Below are 18,786 nucleotides of genomic sequence, written 5' to 3'. Positions count from 1 at the left end.
AACTATCATTTTTTTGTCAAAATATGCACGAAGAGCGAACCCAAAAAGAGATAAAGAAAAAGGACGATTAAAATGCGGCCTGAATCCAATTATCTCTTAATGTCTAACCTATGAAAGCGGCATAGCTTGTAAGCGGTAAAGTACTAGCGATTGTGAGAATAAGTGCATGGCTAAATTTAAAAAATGACATAACAGCATAATAAGTGAGAAATAAGAGTATTTAATATGAAGTAAAATTAATTAGGATTCAATAGGGTGGGGGTTATGATAGTTAACTTATTTTATAAATAAGAATGAGTTGCAAGTATAAGAGTTATGGTTAATGCGAGTTATTGGGTTTTAATAACGATCTATGATGTAAATTTATAACTAACAACAAATCTGTGTATTTAAACAGTTGTTTGTATTTTGTCTAATATTACAGATCTCCACCATTTTGGGGTTGTGCTGTATTTAAAAAAGTTAAGGCGGAACTAGCTGTTTACAAATACTTGCTTTATAGCTAGGGTAAAACCATTGTAATATAAGAATATTTGTCGGTTTTTAGACGACAAATATCGTAGACTAAACTGTTAGATTTATAGGTATAAACAATGAGTAACTTAGTTGTATTAATAACGGGTGCTAATAGGGGTATCGGTTTCGAATTAGCCAGACAATACCTTATAAATGGATGGACAGTAATTGCTACCTGTAGAAATCTAGAAACGGCGGTTGATCTCACTTCATTGAAAGGTAAGTTTCCTGATAAATTGTCTATTGAATTAATGGATATCACTTGCCCTGAAAATATTAAGACGTTGGCAGGTAAACTTAGCGAGGAAAATATCAAATTAGATTTAATAGTAAATAATGCGGGATATTTGGATCGAGAAAACATAAGTATCCATACTATTAATTATGCTAATGCTGAAATGTGTTTTAAAGTGAATTCATTGGGACCACTATATTTAACTCATTGCTTTTTACCTTTAATGAATAAAAAACGCTTATGTAAGATAGCGGTTATTTCTTCTGCTATGGGATCTTTGTCGCTAGAACAAAGTGTGGATTGGTATGGTTATCGAATGTCTAAAGCAGCAGCCAATATGCTAGTAGTGAATTTATCACAAGAGCTTGTTAATGATAATGTCGCTGTGGTGGCTGTTCATCCCGGCTGGGTTCAAACAGATATGGGCGGCTCTACAGCAAGTGAAAATGTAGTAGATTCGGCTTTTGGGGTTATGAACGTTATTCTGAATTTATCTATTGATAATACGGGTAACCTTTATAGTTTTAATGGTGATGAGTTACCGTTCTAATAAATCTAAAAACACGCTATGAGGTGGATAACTAGTAAAGTCAGTTATTAATTGCAAATTTTAAAACTGCTGAGCCTGTTTGTTTTAAGCCCATTAAATATGTCGATTCATCTTAGGGTGTTAACGCGGTTTAAGATCCATAACCCATTCATGCCACGCTTTAGGTGTGTGTTTAATAACGGTGTAATGATATTTATTAGTGCTTGTTGGGTGTACACAAATATCATGTTTTTTATCGGTCGAATCAATGCCACTGAGTACACAAAATCATCAACGTTATATGCTTTTATTTTAAAGCGCCTACGGGTAAAGTTAAGAATGAAATGTGCTTAAATCTCGTTTCTCGCAGGTCTTATAGATAGTCTTGGTCGGCAATCCCTGAGTATGCGTTTTGAAATCGAGGTGCTCTGTTGGCTCGAACTTCTTGTTAAAAACATTGGATGTTTGTCATTCAATATTCGTAACCAACAGAAGCATATTCCACTTAATATAATAGTCAGTTACTTTTAAATTAAGTGGCTTGGTCGAACTATAAGACGATCCAATAAGGACAAAAAACAGTTGGTTTTGCTCCCGCGTGAATTACAGTGACACCCAACCTAAATCTTGTAATGCTTTAAAAACGCTTAGGGTTAATTAAAGGAGCTCATTTTTTAATTGAATTTGGCTGTTGGAGTTATTTTACAGTCTTGTTAGTTGCCAAGGATAATAATGAGAACACTTCAGCTTTCAGGTTTTATACTTGCGATTGCCGGGTTTATTTTAGGCTAATTGATGCTAGCCCTAATTGATGGTGAAGCATCCGACGCTTCAGCAGGAGGTACAGGCATAGGCATTATGTTTATGGTGTTACCTATACTTGGTTGGTCTGCGTTAATATTAGTGCCCTCTTCAGTAGCATTGTTCAACCATGAAGTAAGAGAACGCACTTATTTCAGAGGCAATTTTTGGCTAAACCTTTGGAAAGTAAACCTAATTATTTCTTTTGGATATATTGCCGTTGTCTTATATTTTGCTTACATATGGTTTAAGGGCAGCATTGGCAATTAATAAGACTTTAAATGCCTAATACCTTTAATTCATTCTTACCTACTAGCATCTAACCCAAACTAAGCACTAATAACCATCAGGTTTAACACCATTAGCATTAAACCTGACAGTCAAACTCCCCAGCCAACGTTAATTAGTCGGCATTAAATAAATCTCACGTACGCTGTTGCGCTGGTTTGCTTCTATTGCGAAAAGTACGGCGTCGGCTATATCTTGTGGGTCGAGTTTATCGGGTTTTGCTTCATCAAAAAACGGAGTGTTTACCATACCTGGTGCTATGGTTGTGCAGCGTCCGTTCCACTGGCTCATTTCCTCAGCTAAGTTTTGCCCAAAGCCATAAGCAAACCATTTAGTTGCCCCGTAAATAGAGCCTCCTAATGGCTTACGACCAGCTGCTGAGCTGGTTAATATAAAGTGACCTTTGTTTTGGCGTAAATACGGCAGTGTTAGTTTTGCAGTCCACAGCAGCGCTTTAATGTTTATGTCGATCATCGCTGACCATTCATCTGGGTCACCTTTTTCGGTGCCTGCGGTTGAAACGCCCATGCCTGCGTTGGCAAAGGCTACGTCTAATCGACCAAACTTTTCAATGCCTTTGGTAACAACGTTTTCAAGCGCGGTGAAGTCGGTTGCATCTGCGGCTACACCCAATGCCTTATTTGAGCCTAGCGACTCGACTAACTCCGTTAACTTATCTTCGCGTCTAGCGGTAAGTATTACTTTATGGCCGTTGTTAACAAGGGTTCTTGCGGTTGCTTCGCCAATGCCACTTGAAGCGCCAGTTATAAGTACTATTTTTTCTTTTGCCATAGATGACCTCTTTAATGAACGTTAAAAACTTAAAATCACCATACCAATAAACAATTAACCTACATTGAATAGTCGTTATAAATTAGCCATAAATAGCGGTGCTTTATACTTCAATAATCACGATTTTAAAGTCGTTATTAAAATTGAAATAAGTGATTAAAAAAGGTAGGTTTAAATTTTTTATTCTATATACTCGCGCCACTTCTTTTGAAGTCGGTTTTTATTAAATTTAACCATAATTTTGCTGAGTTTCAGCCTCATTTATCGGAACAAACATGAAAGATAAACTTTTAGCGTTTTGGCAAAGCCATTCAGAAACAATCATCACTTTAGGATACAAAGTGATTTTAGCGTTGGTGATTTTAATTGCGAGTGCCTTAATTGCACGTTCAGTTAAAAATGCGATTAAGAATTCTAAATCACCATTAAAAAAGGTGGACAGTACGCTGCTCCCGCTTTTATCAAGTATTGCTGGTTATTTAGTTTATATAATTGGCGGGCTATTTATTTTAGATATTTTTGGCGTTAACACGGCCAGTTTAATTGCGCTAATGGGGGCTGCTGGCTTGGCTATTGGTTTAGCGCTTAAAAATACACTGAGTAATATTGCTGCAGGTATTATGCTGCTAATACTTAGACCTTTTAAAATAGGAGATTTTGTTGATGCCAGTGGCACGCTTGGCACTGTGAACGAAATAAACCTGTTTACCACTATTTTTAAAACCACCGACGGCCTTTACATTGCATCGCCTAACGGCAAGGTATGGGGTGGAAATATTAAAAACTTTACTCGTAATGGCAAAAGACGAATGGATATAGTGGTGGGTATTTCGTATGCAGATTCTATTGACGTTGGCTTAAATGTGCTTAAAGAATTAGCCGCATCAGAGGGCCGATTACTAGCAGAGCCTGCACCTAAAGTAATGGTGACATCGATAGGCGAAAGCGCGGTGAATATTCAGTTGCGTGCGTGGGCTGTTAATGGTGATTATTGGCAAACCGTGTGGGATTTAAATAAACGCGTTAAAGAAGCAATTGAAGGCGCAGGGCTGAGTATTCCGTTCCCGCAGCGTACGCTTCATATATCTGAGTCGATGGCGTCGGCAATAACGGTAAGTAAAGACGTATAAATTTTATTAGCATAAACACAAATAAAAATAGCGAGCCTTGGCTCGCTATTTTTGTATTAACTTTAGTATTAATCTTCTAATTGAAAGTCGTACACTGAGCCTAAGCTAAGTAGCTGCGTAAGCTCATCTAGAGCTTGGTAGCTTTCAGTTAATAGTGCTGAGTCTGCAAAGTCGTTAGCAGTTAATTTATCGCGGTAGTTACGTTTTGCCCAATCACACAATAGGGTGTATTTAGTGTCGGTCAAAATAACCTCAGGGTTTATTGCAGCAAGTTCTTGCTCGTTCACGGCTACACGTAAACGCAAGCAAGCAGGGCCGCCGCCATTTTGCATACTTTGACGAAGGTCGAAAAACTGCACTTGGTTTACTGGGTTATCTGCCATGATCATTTCTTCAATATAGGCATTTACTGCGCTGTTACGTTTACACTCTTGTGGTGCTACTAATAACATAGAACCATCGGCTAAGCTCACTAGCTGGCTATTAAATAAGTAACTACTTACTGCGTCTTGAATACTTACTTTACTTGTTGGTACTTCAATAATATAAAATTCTTTACTGCCAATATACGCTTCGCGAATGTCTTGCAATGCTTGTTTTTGATTTAAAAAAGCTTGCTGGTGGCATAAAAGAACGTTGGCATTTCCTACTGCAATCACATCGTTATGAAACACACCTTGGTCAATCACATCTGGATTTTGCTGTAGTAAAATTTGGCTTGAATCTTTCAAGTTATGCAAGCGACAAATTGCTTCTGAGGCTTCAAGTGTTTGCCTTGCTGGAAACTTAACTGGTTTTGGTAGCTGGCTATTAAAAGCACTGGCACCAAATACAAACATTTCAAGACCTTTGTCGCCGTGGTTATCACAAAAGCGAGTATGGTTTGCTGCACCTTCGTCACCAAAAAAACCTTGGTCGGGTAAATGAGTATGGTGCGCAAAGTACTTGTCGTTATTAAACATTGCTTTTAACAAGCGTGTTGTAGTGGCAGGCTCTAATGAGCGATGAAATTTATTATTTAAGTTAGCTGAAGTAAAATGTACTTTGCCGTCGGTTGTATCAGGAGATGGCGATACCGTAGCTGCATTTGCTGTCCACATTGCCGATGCAGAGTAACAAGCACGTAATAATATAGGGTCAGCTTTAAATGCTTTGTGAATTACTTGAGCATCGTTGCCTGTAAAGCCTAAACGGCGCAATACGTTTAAGTCGGGGCGCGCATGGGGAGCAAATACACCTTGAGTTAGGCCTTTGTCGTGCATGGCTTTCATTTTTTCAAGACCTTGAAGCACAGCCTCTTGAGGGTTTGAAAAACTTGCAGCATTATTTAACGAGGCAACATTACCGTACGACAAACCAGCATAGTTGTGAGTAGGACCAACTAAACCATCAAAATTAACTTCCAAAGCGTGCATACACGTTCCAACTAAAAATTTTCAATAGGGTGCAACAATACAACGCAATAGGGCTGCTTGCAAAGTTATAAACGCAGTGTTTTTACTAATTTTTTGATGTTTTTATATGTATGATTTTTTGTAGGGAGCTTCGTTTTTATATTCGGTGGCTAATAAGTAGTTGAAGAAGGTTTATTCATCAATTTCATAGTGCGCAAAAGCTTAGCATAAAGTAAGTTTATATAATGAAGCTTTATGCCAAGCCTTTACACAATACGATGTTACTTAACATAGGCGCGTTCTTTTTCTGCCGTAGTACGAGTATTAGTAGGATCGTTAACTTGCCAAACGCTAATGTCTAAACGCCATAAAAGGTAAAGGGTATGGTATAAGTTGTACATGGTTTTTCCTTGGTATTATCACTGAACACATCAGTCTATAGGAAGAAGTATGCCAACATTAAGTTGAATATTTTATGAATAGAAATCATATATTTAGTATTTAAGTGTAAATACATACTTAAGAGTTAGCACCAAAGTGGTGAAGCCTCGCAAAGTAATATACCAATACGGTGCATTTCAAACAAAAGCCCTGCAACTATGTGCAAGGCTTTTTAAAAAATATAGTCACTCAAAAAGTAAATTAACGGCCTACTTTTCCTTTTACTAAAGGCTCGAACGACAGCACTTTAAATTTACCGTGGCTTTGATTTTTGCCATTATTAAGTACTGGCGAGTTATGTAAGTCGTCAACGGTAAAATATATTTTATGATCAGCCCCGTAGCTAAAACCATCAGGCCAGCTGAGGCGTTCGTCTTTAAATAATACTTCGTAGTCGCCAGATGGTTTAACTACACCAATTGCGCCGTTGGTTATATCGGTTACATACACATTACCGCCACCGTCAACAATAATGCCATCGGAAATTGGTTTAGTACCATAACGCATTACTTTATCTTCAAGTGTTTTAGCCGAAAGGCTCTTGTTATTTATATCGCTGGTGGCAATGCGGTAAACCGACGTGCCCGACATAGATCCAAAGTAAAGCCAGTCTTCGTTAGGGTCAAGCGTAATAGGGTTTACACCTAAACGGGCAGGTTGTCCGCCAAGGCTCATTGTGCGGCCATCAATAACCATATCTATATTTTCGGCTGTGGTGTAATGGCTATCTTGTAATACTCTGCGTGCGACACCTGTTTTAAGGTTTACGGTAATAATAGCGGCTTGGCTGCCTTGTGCTGTGTCAGCAATGTATACAACGCCATGTTTATTATCGATGACTAAATCGTTTAAAAACGAGGTGTCGGTGATGGTTGGCTTAGCGAGGTAAATAATTTTATGTAGTTGCTCTTTGTTTGTATCCCAGCCTACTAAGCGCCCAGCATGATCTGGCCCTGAAGTGTCAAGCATCCACAAAATACCATCACTTGATACGTTTATACCGAGTACATCGTAAAAACCTTTACCGTTGTTATACGCGTAAGCCCATTCTTCATTAGGGTAGGGCTTAGTTGTGCCATCGCTCAAAAGCTCCATAATTTTTTGTTTTTGACCAAAAAAGCCATGTACAGATAAAAACTTTCTACCCGATGGGGTAATAGCAATATTACCTGGTGGGTGCTGCGCATCAAAAGTCGCTACAGTATGTAGGTCGCTGTTATTAGCAAATACAGGGTTGATGCCAAGTAATGCCGTGCTGCATGCGGCAACTAAGAGTAATTTTTTAATGTGAGTCATTTTAAGTAGAACCTTTTAAAACACGTTATGGTTTAAAAATAAGAACCTAATCGGCTAAATCGCTTACGACTAAATCGAGTAATTGCATAAGTTGCTGTGCTTGCGTTGTATCAATACTATTAAATTTGCATAAAATATTTTTTGGAATATCGGCTGCTTTTAACTTGAGTGAATGACCATGTTGAGTTAATTGTACGAGACGTTTGCGCTTGTCGTGCTCATCTTTAATAACAGCAAGTAATGATTTGTCGCTCATTTTTTTGAGTATTTGGGTCATTGCACCGCCATCGATCGCAGTTTTATCAATAAGATCTGCAATAGTTACTTTGTCTTCTTCCCATAGTGCCATCATCACTACGTATTGCGGGTAGGTTAAATTAAGAGCGGCAAGAGGTACTCTATAAGCGCGAGCAATACTGTTCGATGCCATATATAAGCGATGGCATAGTTGATTTTTTAATTTTAATTGCTCAAACGACATAACTTTATCCTTCATTTCAATACATGCTATTTTAATTTGCATGCAAAGTATTTGCAATCTCTAATTACTTGTTCTATTATTTTGCACACAAACTAAATTGATTGATATTTTTAAACTTTGGAGTTCATTATGAATGTATTACAAAACGTAGCTTACACAGCAAAAGCAACTGCAACTGGTGGTCGTGAAGGCGTAGCTAAATCTGATGATGGTCGTTTAGATGTAAATTTATCAACACCTAAAGGCTTAGGCGGCGATGACGGACAAGGCACTAACCCAGAGCAATTATTTGCCGCAGGTTATGCTGCATGTTTTATTGGCGCTCTTAAATTTGTAGCGGGTAGCGAAAAAATAGATTTACCAAGCGACACGCATATTGACTCACAAGTGTCTATTGGTGCTATTGAAGGTGGTTTTGGTATTGCTGTTAAACTTGCTGTATCACTTGGTGATATGGATAAAGCAGCTGCGCAAACACTTGTAGATAAAGCACACCAAGTATGCCCATATTCAAACGCAACACGTGGCAACATTGAAGTAGAGCTTTCTGTTATTTAATAACTAAATAAAGAAAAGCTATAAAAGCACACAACGACAATTAGTCGTTGTGTGCTTTTTTGCATTTAAGGTATAAAAATTAAATATACGGTAAAACGTATATTCACTATTCCATATATTGTTATTTTGTTTTATTGTGTATGCATAAGCACAGTGAGGACAATATGGAACAATTTAATCCACTTCAATTTTATAAATGCCTAGCAGACGATACGCGCCTAAAAGCAATGCTGCTAATTAGTCACGAAGAAGAGCTGTGTGTATGCGAGCTTGTTGTTGCACTTGAATTAAGCCAACCTAAAGTATCTCGCCATTTAGCACAGTTAAGACAATTCGGTTTACTAAGCGACCGTAAACAAAACCAATGGGTTTATTACAGTATTAATAAAGTCCTGCCTGAATGGGCTAAAACTGTATTAACGCAAACACTTACTGCTAACCCTTCATTTTATGAAAACGATTTAACGCGCTTAAACGCTATGGGTAATCGCCCTGAACGTGCAGCTAGCTGTTGTAACTAATAAATTAACTCATTAAAGGTATTTAATTATGACTATTAAAGTAGGTATTAACGGGTTTGGCCGTATGGGGCGTTTAACACTGCGTGCAGCAGTTGATTGGCCAGAAATAGAGTTTATTAAAGTAAATGATGTAGCGGGCGATGCTAAAACCCACGCTCATTTAATTGAATTTGACTCAGTACACGGGCGTTTAGCGCAGCAGGTTACAAGTAACGATAATTCATTTAGTGTAGGTAAACACACTCTTTTAGTAATGAATAACAAAACCATAAATGAAACGGATTGGTCAGATTGCGACGTGGTTATTGAAGCCAGTGGAAAAATGAAAACCACTGAGCTGTTAAATCAATACTTAGCGCAAGGTGTTAAGCGCGTAGTAGTAACTGCTCCTGTAAAAGAAGATGGTATTTTAAATATAGTAATGGGTGTAAACGATAACCTTTATAACTCCGATGAGCATAAAATTGTTACCGCTGCCTCGTGTACAACTAACTGTTTAGCGCCAATCGTAAAGGTATTGCAAGAAAAAGTGGGTATTAAGCACGGCTCAATGACCACTATTCATGATATTACCAATACTCAAACTATTATAGATGCACCCCACAAAGACCTACGCAGAGCGCGTTCATGCGGTACTAGTTTAATACCAACAACAACAGGCAGTGCAACAGCCATTACGCATATTTTTCCTGAGCTTAAAGGTAAATTAAACGGTCATGCTGTGCGTGTACCACTTACAAATGCATCAATTACCGATTGCGTGTTTGAGCTTGAGCGAGGCGTAACACAAAGTGAAGTGAATGACTGGTTTAAAGACGCTGCAAATAATGAACTTAAAGGTATTTTAGGTTATGAAGAAAGACCGCTTGTATCGGTAGATTACAAAACAGATCCACGTAGTTGCACCATAGATGCGCTTTCAACTATGGTAATTAACAACACTCAGCTTAAATTATACGCTTGGTATGATAACGAATGGGGTTATGCAAACCGTACCGCTGAGCTAATGCTTAAAGTTGCACAAAGTGATTTGGTTTAATCTCGTTTAAAAAGGTTTAAATTCATGCTTGCGCAGTTAGCTAATTTACCAAGCTCTATAAAACAATATTTAATAATTACCGGTAATTACTGGGCATTTACCCTTACTGATGGCGCACTAAGGATGCTGGTGGTGCTGTATTTTCATCAGTTGGGTTATGGTGCATTTGCAATAGCCATGTTGTTTTTGTTTTATGAAATTTTTGGCGTAATCACCAATTTAGTAGGTGGATGGCTAGGAGCATATTTAGGGTTAAACAAAACCATGAATGTAGGGCTTGGGCTACAACTTGTAGCTTTAGTCATGCTTTGCGTGCCAGGAGATTGGCTAACCGTTGCCTATGTTATGGCAGCGCAAGCACTGAGTGGTATTGCTAAAGATTTAAATAAAATGAGCGCAAAAAGTGCCATTAAGTACTTAGTGCCACAAGGAGACGATCAGCAAAACCAATTATATAAATGGATTGCCATACTTACAGGGTCTAAAAATGCTTTAAAAGGGGTGGGCTTTTTTTTAGGCGGCTTGCTACTTACGTTATTTGGGTTTGTAGGTGCTTTATTGAGTTTAATTACTTTGCTAAGTATTGCTTGGATTATTAGTTTAATTTTTTTAAAAAGCGATATTGGTAAAGCTAAAAGCAAACCTAAGTTTAAAGAGTTATTTTCTAAGTCCCGCGCAATAAATTTACTTAGTGCCGCGCGTTTATGCTTGTTTGCTGCACGCGATGTATGGTTTGTAGTGGCACTACCTGTGTATTTAGCTGCTCAGTTTAACTGGGACCATTGGTGGGTGAGTGGTTTTATTGCCTTGTGGGTTATTGCTTATGGATTAGTACAATCTCAAGCACCGCGCATTACAGGGCTAAACATCAATAACTTACATACCGTTAAAAAAGCATATTGGTGGGTTGTTTTATTAAGTGGTGTAACAGGTGTTTTGGCATTGCTGATGCAATTTGATATAGCAGTACACTTTACACTCATTATTGGATTATTCATTTTTGGTGGCGTATTTGCAGTAAACTCGTCGTTGCACAGTTACTTAATTGTAAGTTTTGCTAAAAATGATGGTGTGTCGCTCGACGTTGGTTTTTATTATATGGCCAATGCGATAGGGCGCTTGCTTGGTACTGTGCTTTCTGGTTGGATTTTTCAGATGTACGGACTTAATGCATGCTTATGGGTGAGTGTGTGTTTGTTAATTGCAGCTTCAATTATAACTGTTCGTTTAGCCAAGCATTAAAAATTCAACTTATTGTATTTAATTCAGTTAGTTTAGTGATATTCATAGCTTCCTTTTCAAAAACTACTAAACTGTAACGGTAGTTTAATCAAAAGGTGTGTTTAATGCGGGAAATATCGTTAGCAAAAAAGTTACTCTGGCTTAGTGTCGGCAGTATATTTATAACAGTACTGGTGCTTTCGAGCATATTATGGTGGCAATTATCATCAAGTAATGAACAATTAGCGACCAAGTCTGAAGAATACATTGTTGCAGAAGTTGAAGAAAAACTTAATGCCAATGCCGCTGTTTATGGTGAAAGAATTGCTGGGTTTATAAATGAGGCTTACAGGATTCCATATTCGTTAGCCGCTTTACTTGGTGACTCAGCAAAGCAAAATACTTTGGATCGAAATGCAGTTGTAAGTATAAATCGTGCTGTTTTAGAGCAAAACACGCTTTTATCATCTATTTATTCGCAGTTTGAGGCTAATGCCTATGACGGGCAAGATTCTCAATATCAACAAGGTTTTAAGCATTCAGTTGATGGTGCAGGTACATTAGAAGTTTATATTACTCGCGATCAAAATGGTGTAATTGAGCAGCAAAAAGTAGCTAATGCAGCCGATAAATACATTACAGCGTTAAATGAGTTTGGTATTCGCGAAGCTCAGTGGTATTTGTGCGCTAAAGATACACTCAAGCCTTGTATTATGGAACCTTACCTATACGAAATACCGTCGGGCGATTCTGTTATGCTTACTTCTTTAACTGTGCCTATTTTGAAATCAGGGCAGTTTATTGGTTTAGCTGGTGTTGATTTAACGCTTCCGACCTTTCAGGCGTTGACCGAGAAGCTATCTCAACAACTATATAACGGACAAGCTAAAGTAACCTTATTGAGCGATTTAGGTTTAGTTGTAGGCAGTAGTCACTATAAAAATAAGCTAGGGCGTCCAATTAAAGAAGCCGTTAGTTCTAATATATTTAATGATATTGAAAAGTCTAAAGGACAAAGCGGTATTTTTAAAACTAATAACGAATACCTCGTTAATTACCCAATAAATATTAAATTAGCCAATAAACAATGGTCATTAATAATTGAAGTGCCAACAGAGCTTGCACTTGCAGGCCCTCAAGCGCTAGAAAAAAATATGCAAGAAACGGCAACGTCACTTGGGTTTATTATTTTAATAACGGGTTTAGCCATTGCGGTAGTCGCCTTTATTGTTATGAAATTAGTAATTGCAGGTGTAATAGCGCCGCTACAACAAATTCAACAACGAGTTGATAACCTTGCAAGTTCTGAAGGCGATTTAACGCATACACTACACGTTGATAGCCACGCAGAGCTTATTGCTTTAGCTGGTGGATTTAATCGATTTTTAACTAAATTACGTGATTTAATCTCTGAGCTAAAAGATGTATCTGAACAAACTAAACAGCAAGGTGAAATTGCCCAAAGTATAGCAATTGATACTAAACATAATGTTCAATCGCAATTTCAAGAAATTGAAAGTGTGGTAACAGCAATGAACGAAATGAGCGCGACAGCGCTTGAAGTTGCAAGAGCATCAGAGCAATCTGCGCAACAAGCTGACGAAATAAATGGTTTAGTGGTTAGCAGTGAATCGAGTTTATCGTCAGCCATGATGCAAGTTAAGACCATGTCAGAAGAAATTAAAGAAGCAAATCAAGCAGTAGAAAAAGTTGCCTCGCGTAGTAAAGATATTACACAAATTTTAGATGTAATTCGTACTATTTCGGAGCAAACAAACTTACTTGCACTTAATGCTGCAATTGAAGCTGCGCGTGCGGGAGAGCATGGTAGGGGCTTTGCAGTAGTTGCCGACGAAGTAAGGGCACTTGCTTCTAAAACTCGTTCATCAACCGATGATATTAGTAAACTAATTGACAGCTTGTTACATGAGGTTGGTAATGCTTCAACTGTAATAGAAAAAGGCGTAGTAAGAGCTCAAGATGCAGTTGACGAAACGTCTGTTGCGTTTGATGCCTTGCATAGTGTGGTTGTTAAAGTTGATGAAATAACAAATCAAATAACACACATTGCAACTGCTGCAGAAGAGCAAAGCTTAGTAACTGAAGAGATTAATCGTAACTTGACGCTTATATCTGATGCGGCTTCACAGCTTTCTGATTTATCTTCTCAAGCCGGTGATAGCAGCGAAATGCTTAACAAACTAGTAGCGAAACAAGATTCAGAACTTAATAAATTAAAAACATAATATTTATTTAATGTTCAGATAAAATAAAAACGGCAGTAATTTAATTACTGCCGTTTTTTTATTCAAATAATTGAGGGTAAAGCAGTTATAAGCTTTTTATGATCTTAAACATTTGATTGATCATAGGCTGAGCTAATGACTCCACACCTGGGCGGTTAAAATAACCACGTAGTCCAGTAAATTGAACTTCAAAAAATCGTGCATATTCTTGCGCGGATATATTATTACTCAACTCATTCTTTTCAATTGCTTGCTCAAAAAGAACCGAAAGGTAGTTTTCAAATTTATCAGCTAAATCTAAACTTAGTTGGTATAAATTGCTGTCTTTATCGGCAAATTCGCAATTGGCTTTTACCAACATACAAATAGCACTCGGTGTACTTTCTTTTTTTGTGACTACGTCTTCAACAAAGGCACGTAAACCACCAAGAATACTGTCTGATGTAGATAGACACTCTTTAATTTGGCTTTCCATTTGCACTGTGTAGTCTTTTAGCGATTCAATATAAAGTCCTTCTTTTGAACCGAAAGCAGAATAGATACTCCCGGGACGCATGTTTACAGCATCTTGTAGATCACGCGTTGAGGTAGCATGAAAACCCTTCTCCCAAAATAGCTGACTTGCAAGGCGGACAACGGTCTCGCGCTCAAACTTCACCTTATTTACCATGTTGTTTCTCAATTAATTTGAACATTTGCTCAATTTTAACTTGAACAGTCGCTCAAAATCAAATATTATGTGTCTCGAAGTTACTTAAACCTAATTATTTATTGGAGCTAAACATGACAGAATTTACTTTATACACAGCAGAAAACGCACCTGAAGAATCAAAATCTCTAATGGCTGACTCAGTAGCTGCATTTGGTATGGTACCTAACTTACACGCAGTAATGGCTGAAGCACCAACATTACTTAAAGGTTATCAAGTACTGCATGACCTATTCCAAAAAACATCGTTCAATGCAGAAGAGCTAACAGTTGTATGGCAATCAATTAACGTTGAGCACGCATGTCATTACTGTGTACCTGCACATAGCGCAATTGCTGCGTCAATGAACGTTGACCAAGGTATTGTTGACTCACTAGTAGATAAAACACCACTAGCAAATCCTAAACTTGAAACGCTTCGTGAAACAACACTAGCAATGGTGCGTGAGCGTGGTGTAATTAGCGATGAGCAAATTGAAAAATTCTTTGCAGCAGGTTACGGCAAGCAGCAACTACTTGAAATCATTGTTGGTTTATCTCAAAAAGTAATGAGCAATTACACAAACCACCTTGCAAATACACCAGTTGATGCACCATTTAAAAAGTTCGTAAAATAATTTACATACTTTAATAATGAAAAAGGCAGCTTAAGCTGCCTTTTGTATTTTAAATACCGCTCTGAAAGCTATTTAAATTTAACAGCCTTCGTACTTTTTATGTAGGTACGAGTTTCGGATTTAGTCCACTCGCCCTTTTTAAGATAAGTTGTTGAAACAATAAATTTATCGTCTTTTAAATCATTGGTCGACTTAACTTTAGTAATACCTTCTTTATTGCCCGTTACATCTTCATAAGCTACAAACTGAGTTGGGCTTAACACCTTTATTATGCCTTTCGTATAAAAGCCTGCTGTAGTGAAATAATAAAAAACTAATGACTTCTTTTTACTATCATAAAAAATAGTAGATTCGCCACCATATTCGCCCTCATTAATTGAGTGCATAGTACGAATAGCTTTACCATTAAGCGCTCGCTCCCATTTACTTATGTCTTGAACTGGCTTTGTGTTTTTTTCTGCTACTTTAAAGTTAGCCTGCCAAGTGCCCAAGTAAGGTTGAAACACGGCTAATTCTTTATCAAGTAGCAGGTTATTTTGATCGGCATAGCTATTAGTAAATGCGCAAAGGCATAACGCTAAGAATAGCGTTTTAAAATATGTCATAATTTAGCTCTTTTTATTTTAGTGTTTTGTAATTTCTAGTATAGGCGATAATTAATTGATAAAGAAAATATTAATAATATTTGCGAGTGTCTTTATAGGCATCTTATGGTTAGCTTATTTAACGCACTACACATCTATTTATGTACCAAGCTATGTAAGTGGATTGAGCGCTTTAACATTTTTAATATATGCATGGGATAAACGTAAAGCCAAACAATCAACACACAAAAAAGTAAATCGAATATCAGAGCGTACATTACAGTTATTCGCGCTTTTTGGTGGGTGGCCTGGTGCATTAATAGCTCAGCAATTATTGCGTCATAAATCGCAAAAACAACGGTTTATAATTGTACTGTGGGTTTGTATATTAATTAATTTGAGTGTGATCGGGTTTTTAGGGTATGTACTTTTAGTAAGGAATTAATATGCCTTTATAAATAAAAGGCATATTTTAAATAGAGCTAAGTAACTTATTGAGCTGCTTGGCTTTCTTCTTTTTTAGTTAGTTGAATTGTTAAGATTGTTTTTTTATCAACTGAGATCCATTTTCTATATGTATCGTAGCCTTTTTTACTTACTTCAACATCGTATTTACCTGCATCTAGTTCTATTGCAGCTTTATATACAGGCGCTATATTCATAATACGTACGCGAGCATCAGCTGGAGTCGTAATAACCGTTAATGAAATTGGTGCATTTGCTTCACTTGTTTCAGCAGCAGATTCAGCAGCAACGGGTTCTTCAACAGGTTGCTGTTTTTCAACACTAGAAGTTGTAGAACAACCGCTTAACAATAATATAGCCACTATTGAGCTTAATCTTTTCATAAATTCTCCATAAAAGTCATCAAAAATGTAAAGGTTGCAAAAATCATGGAGGTTTGTGTATGAAGATAAGCCTAACTATCCATCCTTGACCTTTGTTTTAATAAAAAACGATTCGTAGTTTAATATGTATTCAGTATATGTTCAAACGCCGTAAGTTTTATTTGGAATATAAATGAGTTTATTGGCTAAATAATAAAATAAAACCAATAAGCATCATTCATATATTGTCGTATAAATAGTTAATTACTAGATTACAAAATATTATCTAAAGATTTAGTAATAGCCTCGCTTCTTTCAACTAATTGCTCAGCTGTTTTGTACATTCTTTTTTTCATTAAATTATTTGCCATAGTGATATAGCGTTTAGATAACTCTTTTTTTAGAGATAGAAGAGGAGAGAAGTTTTCAGGCAATTCATCTGATTGCGAGTTTACTAATTCTTCAAACTCTAAGAGGTCTTTATAATCTGTTATTTCGTCAAGCTTTTCTTCGTAACGAGTAAATCTTGGTTGATAAAATACAATAGCCGCTTGAGTCGGAAAAACGACTTGTTCACCCATCTCCAACTTTTTATTATAAGTTGTTAAGGCATTAATAGCTGATTCTCTTTTTAATAAGTCAGCTATAAGCTCGCCAGCTTTTTTATTATTGGCAAACACAATTTTTCCAACATTAAGTAAGCTTTGTTGAGAATTAACGTCATCATTTTCTATTGCTGTGTTCAAAGCTGCCTGGAAGTTTTCTAGGTGCACTTCTGATGGCTGATATACATAATTACTATCTACCGTTTTTAAATCTGAAACAAGTTCAGTAATATTATTTTGACCTTCTTCACTGTAACGTGATTGCTCTAGTAGTAAGTCTATTCTTGACGTTATATCTGAAATAATAGACTGACGCTCCCTTAGTACACTTTCAAGCTGTATTGACAGCTTTTCTGAGTCAGGGTAATAATCTAGTGCTTTATTATAAATAGTAATAGTTTTATCAAAGTCTTTGAACTCGCTGCCATTTCCGTTGAATTTATTTGCCTCAGACTCAAAGTTTTCTAAAATGTTAGGTTGATTTACTCTTAATAGACCTTGTTTTAGGACGTTATATTGAGGAGGGATTTCACTTAGTTGACCAATTATTGACGGACCCTGCCACGACATCCAAGTTTCTACTTGCTGATTAATCGCTAATGCATTATCGAGTTTAGCTTCTAATTGTTTCAAATCGCTTGTGGTCGATGTATGATATTGACCAGCTAAAAAGGCGACGGCTATAGATGTTATTGCAATTGCAATTGCCGGCTTGAAGTTTGTATTGTAAGATTTATAGATGCTTTCTAAATTTTTAGGTCTTTGTGCTGCACTCAGAGATAACGCTTTTTTAACATCTTTCCATAACCATAAAGGGCAATGGCTAGGGCGTTTAACGACGTTATTTTGAGGTAATTTATCAGCAGCAATTCTATTAAATGGATGCTTACTACTTAATAATTCATAGGCAATACACGCATATGAAAATATATCGTCTTTAATTGACGCTTTGTTACCTTTTAATTGTTCAGGGCTGGCGTAAGTTGGAGTATAACCACCAATAGAATCAGTACTATTTGCATCATTTACAGCATACTTATCGTCATTACTTTTTTGCTTTGCTATACCAAAATCTAAAACTTTTAACTCACCATTAGAGTTTAAAATAACATTAGAAGGCTTGAGATCATTATGTATAACACCTTGGTTATGTGCGTATATAAGTGCATCAGCAAGTTGCTCTAAAATCACTTTTGCTTTTTTATAAGCCATTCCATTTGGTTTGTTACGCTTTATTATTTGTTCTAGTGTTTCGCCTTCAACCCACTCCATAGTGACATAAAACAAATCACCATCAGAGTCAGCTGAGTAAACTTTTACAATATTAGGATGAGCTAATTGCTGAGTTTTAACTGCTTCATCTTTTAGCAGCGCAATAGCCTCTTCTGAATGAGAAAACTCTTCAAGTAAAATTTTAATTGCAACAAAGGCTTCGGGTCTACTCGCGTTTTCTAAAAAAGTATCGCGAGCTCGATAAATATAGCTCATGCCACCTTGACCAATAAGCTCTTCTATTAAATATCGACCAGAGATTGTTTTACCAAGTAAATTTAATTGGGTTTTTCTTGCGGCTGTTTTGTGCTTAGTATCAAGGGAAGCAATTTGAGTTTTATCATTATTGTTATTTATACTGCTCATTATAAATCCTTTTATTGTGTTTAATTGAATAATCGAGGTGTTAAATATTTTACACTAGTATCAATCTTCCCTCTGATATTGACATACATTTTTACAAAATTATCTCGTCTTAGCAATGTTTCAATCAGCAATAAACTTTATATAGCCTTAATAGAGCTAGTTAATAGGTCATATTTCTATTTATAGGTGTATTTTTGTATATATTGGTTAGCATCATTTTATATGGTTAAGTTGAGTTTTAGTATTTATAAGCTATTGTTTTGTATGCTTATGTTGATTTGAGGTTTTAAATTAACCGAAAAAAGATAAAGCAAATTA

Annotated in this window: 18 protein-coding genes; 10 read left to right on the top strand and 8 right to left on the bottom strand. The window is 36.7% G+C overall.

Annotated features, from left to right (window positions below):
- Positions 1-593: 593 nt before the first annotated feature.
- Entirely contained in the window at positions 594-1,301 is a 708-nt protein-coding gene (locus tag I6F65_RS15920; RefSeq protein WP_197113877.1) for an SDR family oxidoreductase, read from the top strand.
- 774 nt (positions 1,302-2,075) lie between these two features.
- A complete protein-coding gene (locus I6F65_RS15915; protein WP_231613215.1) occupies positions 2,076-2,351 on the top strand; it encodes a carbon starvation protein CstA in 276 nt (91 codons plus the stop codon).
- 129 nt (positions 2,352-2,480) lie between these two features.
- Here the strand turns inward: I6F65_RS15915 and I6F65_RS15910 are convergent, their stop codons facing one another.
- Positions 2,481-3,161 (bottom strand): SDR family oxidoreductase, encoded by a 681-nt coding sequence (locus I6F65_RS15910; RefSeq protein ID WP_197113875.1) that lies wholly within the window; start codon positions 3,159-3,161, stop codon positions 2,481-2,483.
- A gap of 275 nt (positions 3,162-3,436) precedes the next feature.
- Between I6F65_RS15910 and I6F65_RS15905 the strand changes: the two genes are divergently transcribed.
- The gene (locus tag I6F65_RS15905) at positions 3,437-4,291 is read left to right on the top strand and encodes a mechanosensitive ion channel family protein (protein WP_197113873.1); all 855 of its coding nucleotides are present in this window, start codon (positions 3,437-3,439) and stop codon (positions 4,289-4,291) included.
- 68 nt (positions 4,292-4,359) lie between these two features.
- On the opposite strand, the gene astB is transcribed toward I6F65_RS15905, so the two are convergent.
- The 3 genes from astB to I6F65_RS15890 form a co-directional block, all read right to left on the bottom strand.
- Positions 4,360-5,706, bottom strand: a complete 1,347-nt coding sequence (gene astB / locus I6F65_RS15900) for an N-succinylarginine dihydrolase (RefSeq protein WP_197113871.1) — start codon at positions 5,704-5,706, stop codon at positions 4,360-4,362.
- A gap of 621 nt (positions 5,707-6,327) precedes the next feature.
- Complete coding sequence (locus I6F65_RS15895) at positions 6,328-7,422, bottom strand: L-dopachrome tautomerase-related protein (RefSeq protein WP_197113868.1); 1,095 nt, start codon at positions 7,420-7,422, stop codon at positions 6,328-6,330.
- Positions 7,423-7,468: 46 nt separating this feature from the next.
- Positions 7,469-7,903 carry a MarR family winged helix-turn-helix transcriptional regulator gene (locus I6F65_RS15890; RefSeq protein ID WP_197113865.1) on the bottom strand — a complete coding sequence of 145 codons (435 nt, stop codon included), beginning with the start codon at positions 7,901-7,903 and terminating at the stop codon, positions 7,469-7,471.
- A 129-nt stretch (positions 7,904-8,032) separates the two neighbouring features.
- Here I6F65_RS15890 and I6F65_RS15885 point away from each other — a divergent pair, with 129 nt between their 5' ends.
- The 5 genes from I6F65_RS15885 to I6F65_RS15865 all read left to right on the top strand — a co-directional run bounded on the left by I6F65_RS15885 (position 8,033) and on the right by I6F65_RS15865 (position 13,488).
- A complete protein-coding gene (locus tag I6F65_RS15885; RefSeq protein ID WP_024611591.1) occupies positions 8,033-8,461 on the top strand; it encodes an organic hydroperoxide resistance protein in 429 nt (142 codons plus the stop codon).
- Between the two features lie 164 nt (positions 8,462-8,625).
- The gene (locus tag I6F65_RS15880; RefSeq protein WP_197113862.1) at positions 8,626-8,982 is read left to right on the top strand and encodes a metalloregulator ArsR/SmtB family transcription factor; all 357 of its coding nucleotides are present in this window, start codon (positions 8,626-8,628) and stop codon (positions 8,980-8,982) included.
- Positions 8,983-9,010: 28 nt separating this feature from the next.
- A complete protein-coding gene (locus I6F65_RS15875) occupies positions 9,011-10,021 on the top strand; it encodes an ArsJ-associated glyceraldehyde-3-phosphate dehydrogenase (RefSeq protein WP_197113859.1) in 1,011 nt (336 codons plus the stop codon).
- Between the two features lie 24 nt (positions 10,022-10,045).
- On the top strand, positions 10,046-11,263 hold the full coding sequence (gene arsJ, locus I6F65_RS15870; protein ID WP_197113856.1) for an organoarsenical effux MFS transporter ArsJ: 1,218 nt from the start codon (positions 10,046-10,048) through the stop codon (positions 11,261-11,263).
- A gap of 104 nt (positions 11,264-11,367) precedes the next feature.
- Complete coding sequence (locus I6F65_RS15865) at positions 11,368-13,488, top strand: methyl-accepting chemotaxis protein (RefSeq protein ID WP_197113853.1); 2,121 nt, start codon at positions 11,368-11,370, stop codon at positions 13,486-13,488.
- 85 nt (positions 13,489-13,573) lie between these two features.
- On the opposite strand, the gene I6F65_RS15860 is transcribed toward I6F65_RS15865, so the two are convergent.
- Entirely contained in the window at positions 13,574-14,158 is a 585-nt protein-coding gene (locus I6F65_RS15860) for a TetR/AcrR family transcriptional regulator (protein WP_024609716.1), read from the bottom strand.
- Positions 14,159-14,271: 113 nt separating this feature from the next.
- On the opposite strand from I6F65_RS15860, the gene I6F65_RS15855 reads away from it, so the two are divergent.
- On the top strand, positions 14,272-14,814 hold the full coding sequence (locus I6F65_RS15855; protein ID WP_024609715.1) for a carboxymuconolactone decarboxylase family protein: 543 nt from the start codon (positions 14,272-14,274) through the stop codon (positions 14,812-14,814).
- A 68-nt stretch (positions 14,815-14,882) separates the two neighbouring features.
- On the opposite strand, the gene I6F65_RS15850 is transcribed toward I6F65_RS15855, so the two are convergent.
- Positions 14,883-15,419, bottom strand: coding sequence for a hypothetical protein (locus I6F65_RS15850; RefSeq protein WP_024609714.1), 537 nt, complete (start codon positions 15,417-15,419; stop codon positions 14,883-14,885).
- Positions 15,420-15,474: 55 nt separating this feature from the next.
- On the opposite strand from I6F65_RS15850, the gene I6F65_RS15845 reads away from it, so the two are divergent.
- Complete coding sequence (locus I6F65_RS15845) at positions 15,475-15,843, top strand: DUF1294 domain-containing protein (protein ID WP_024609713.1); 369 nt, start codon at positions 15,475-15,477, stop codon at positions 15,841-15,843.
- A gap of 46 nt (positions 15,844-15,889) precedes the next feature.
- Here I6F65_RS15845 and I6F65_RS15840 read toward each other — a convergent pair whose 3' ends face one another.
- Positions 15,890-16,246: a PEGA domain-containing protein gene (locus I6F65_RS15840; protein ID WP_197113850.1), complete on the bottom strand. Its 357-nt coding sequence runs from the start codon at positions 16,244-16,246 to the stop codon at positions 15,890-15,892.
- 251 nt (positions 16,247-16,497) lie between these two features.
- Positions 16,498-18,468 (bottom strand): serine/threonine-protein kinase, encoded by a 1,971-nt coding sequence (locus I6F65_RS15835; protein WP_197113846.1) that lies wholly within the window; start codon positions 18,466-18,468, stop codon positions 16,498-16,500.
- Positions 18,469-18,786: the final 318 nt, after the last annotated feature.

It is taken from the genome of Pseudoalteromonas sp. SWXJZ94C, assembly GCF_015864385.1.
Lineage (GTDB): Bacteria > Pseudomonadota > Gammaproteobacteria > Enterobacterales > Alteromonadaceae > Pseudoalteromonas.
The sequence above is the reverse complement of the archived record's forward strand: the minus strand, read 5'-3'. Positions and strand labels throughout refer to the sequence as shown.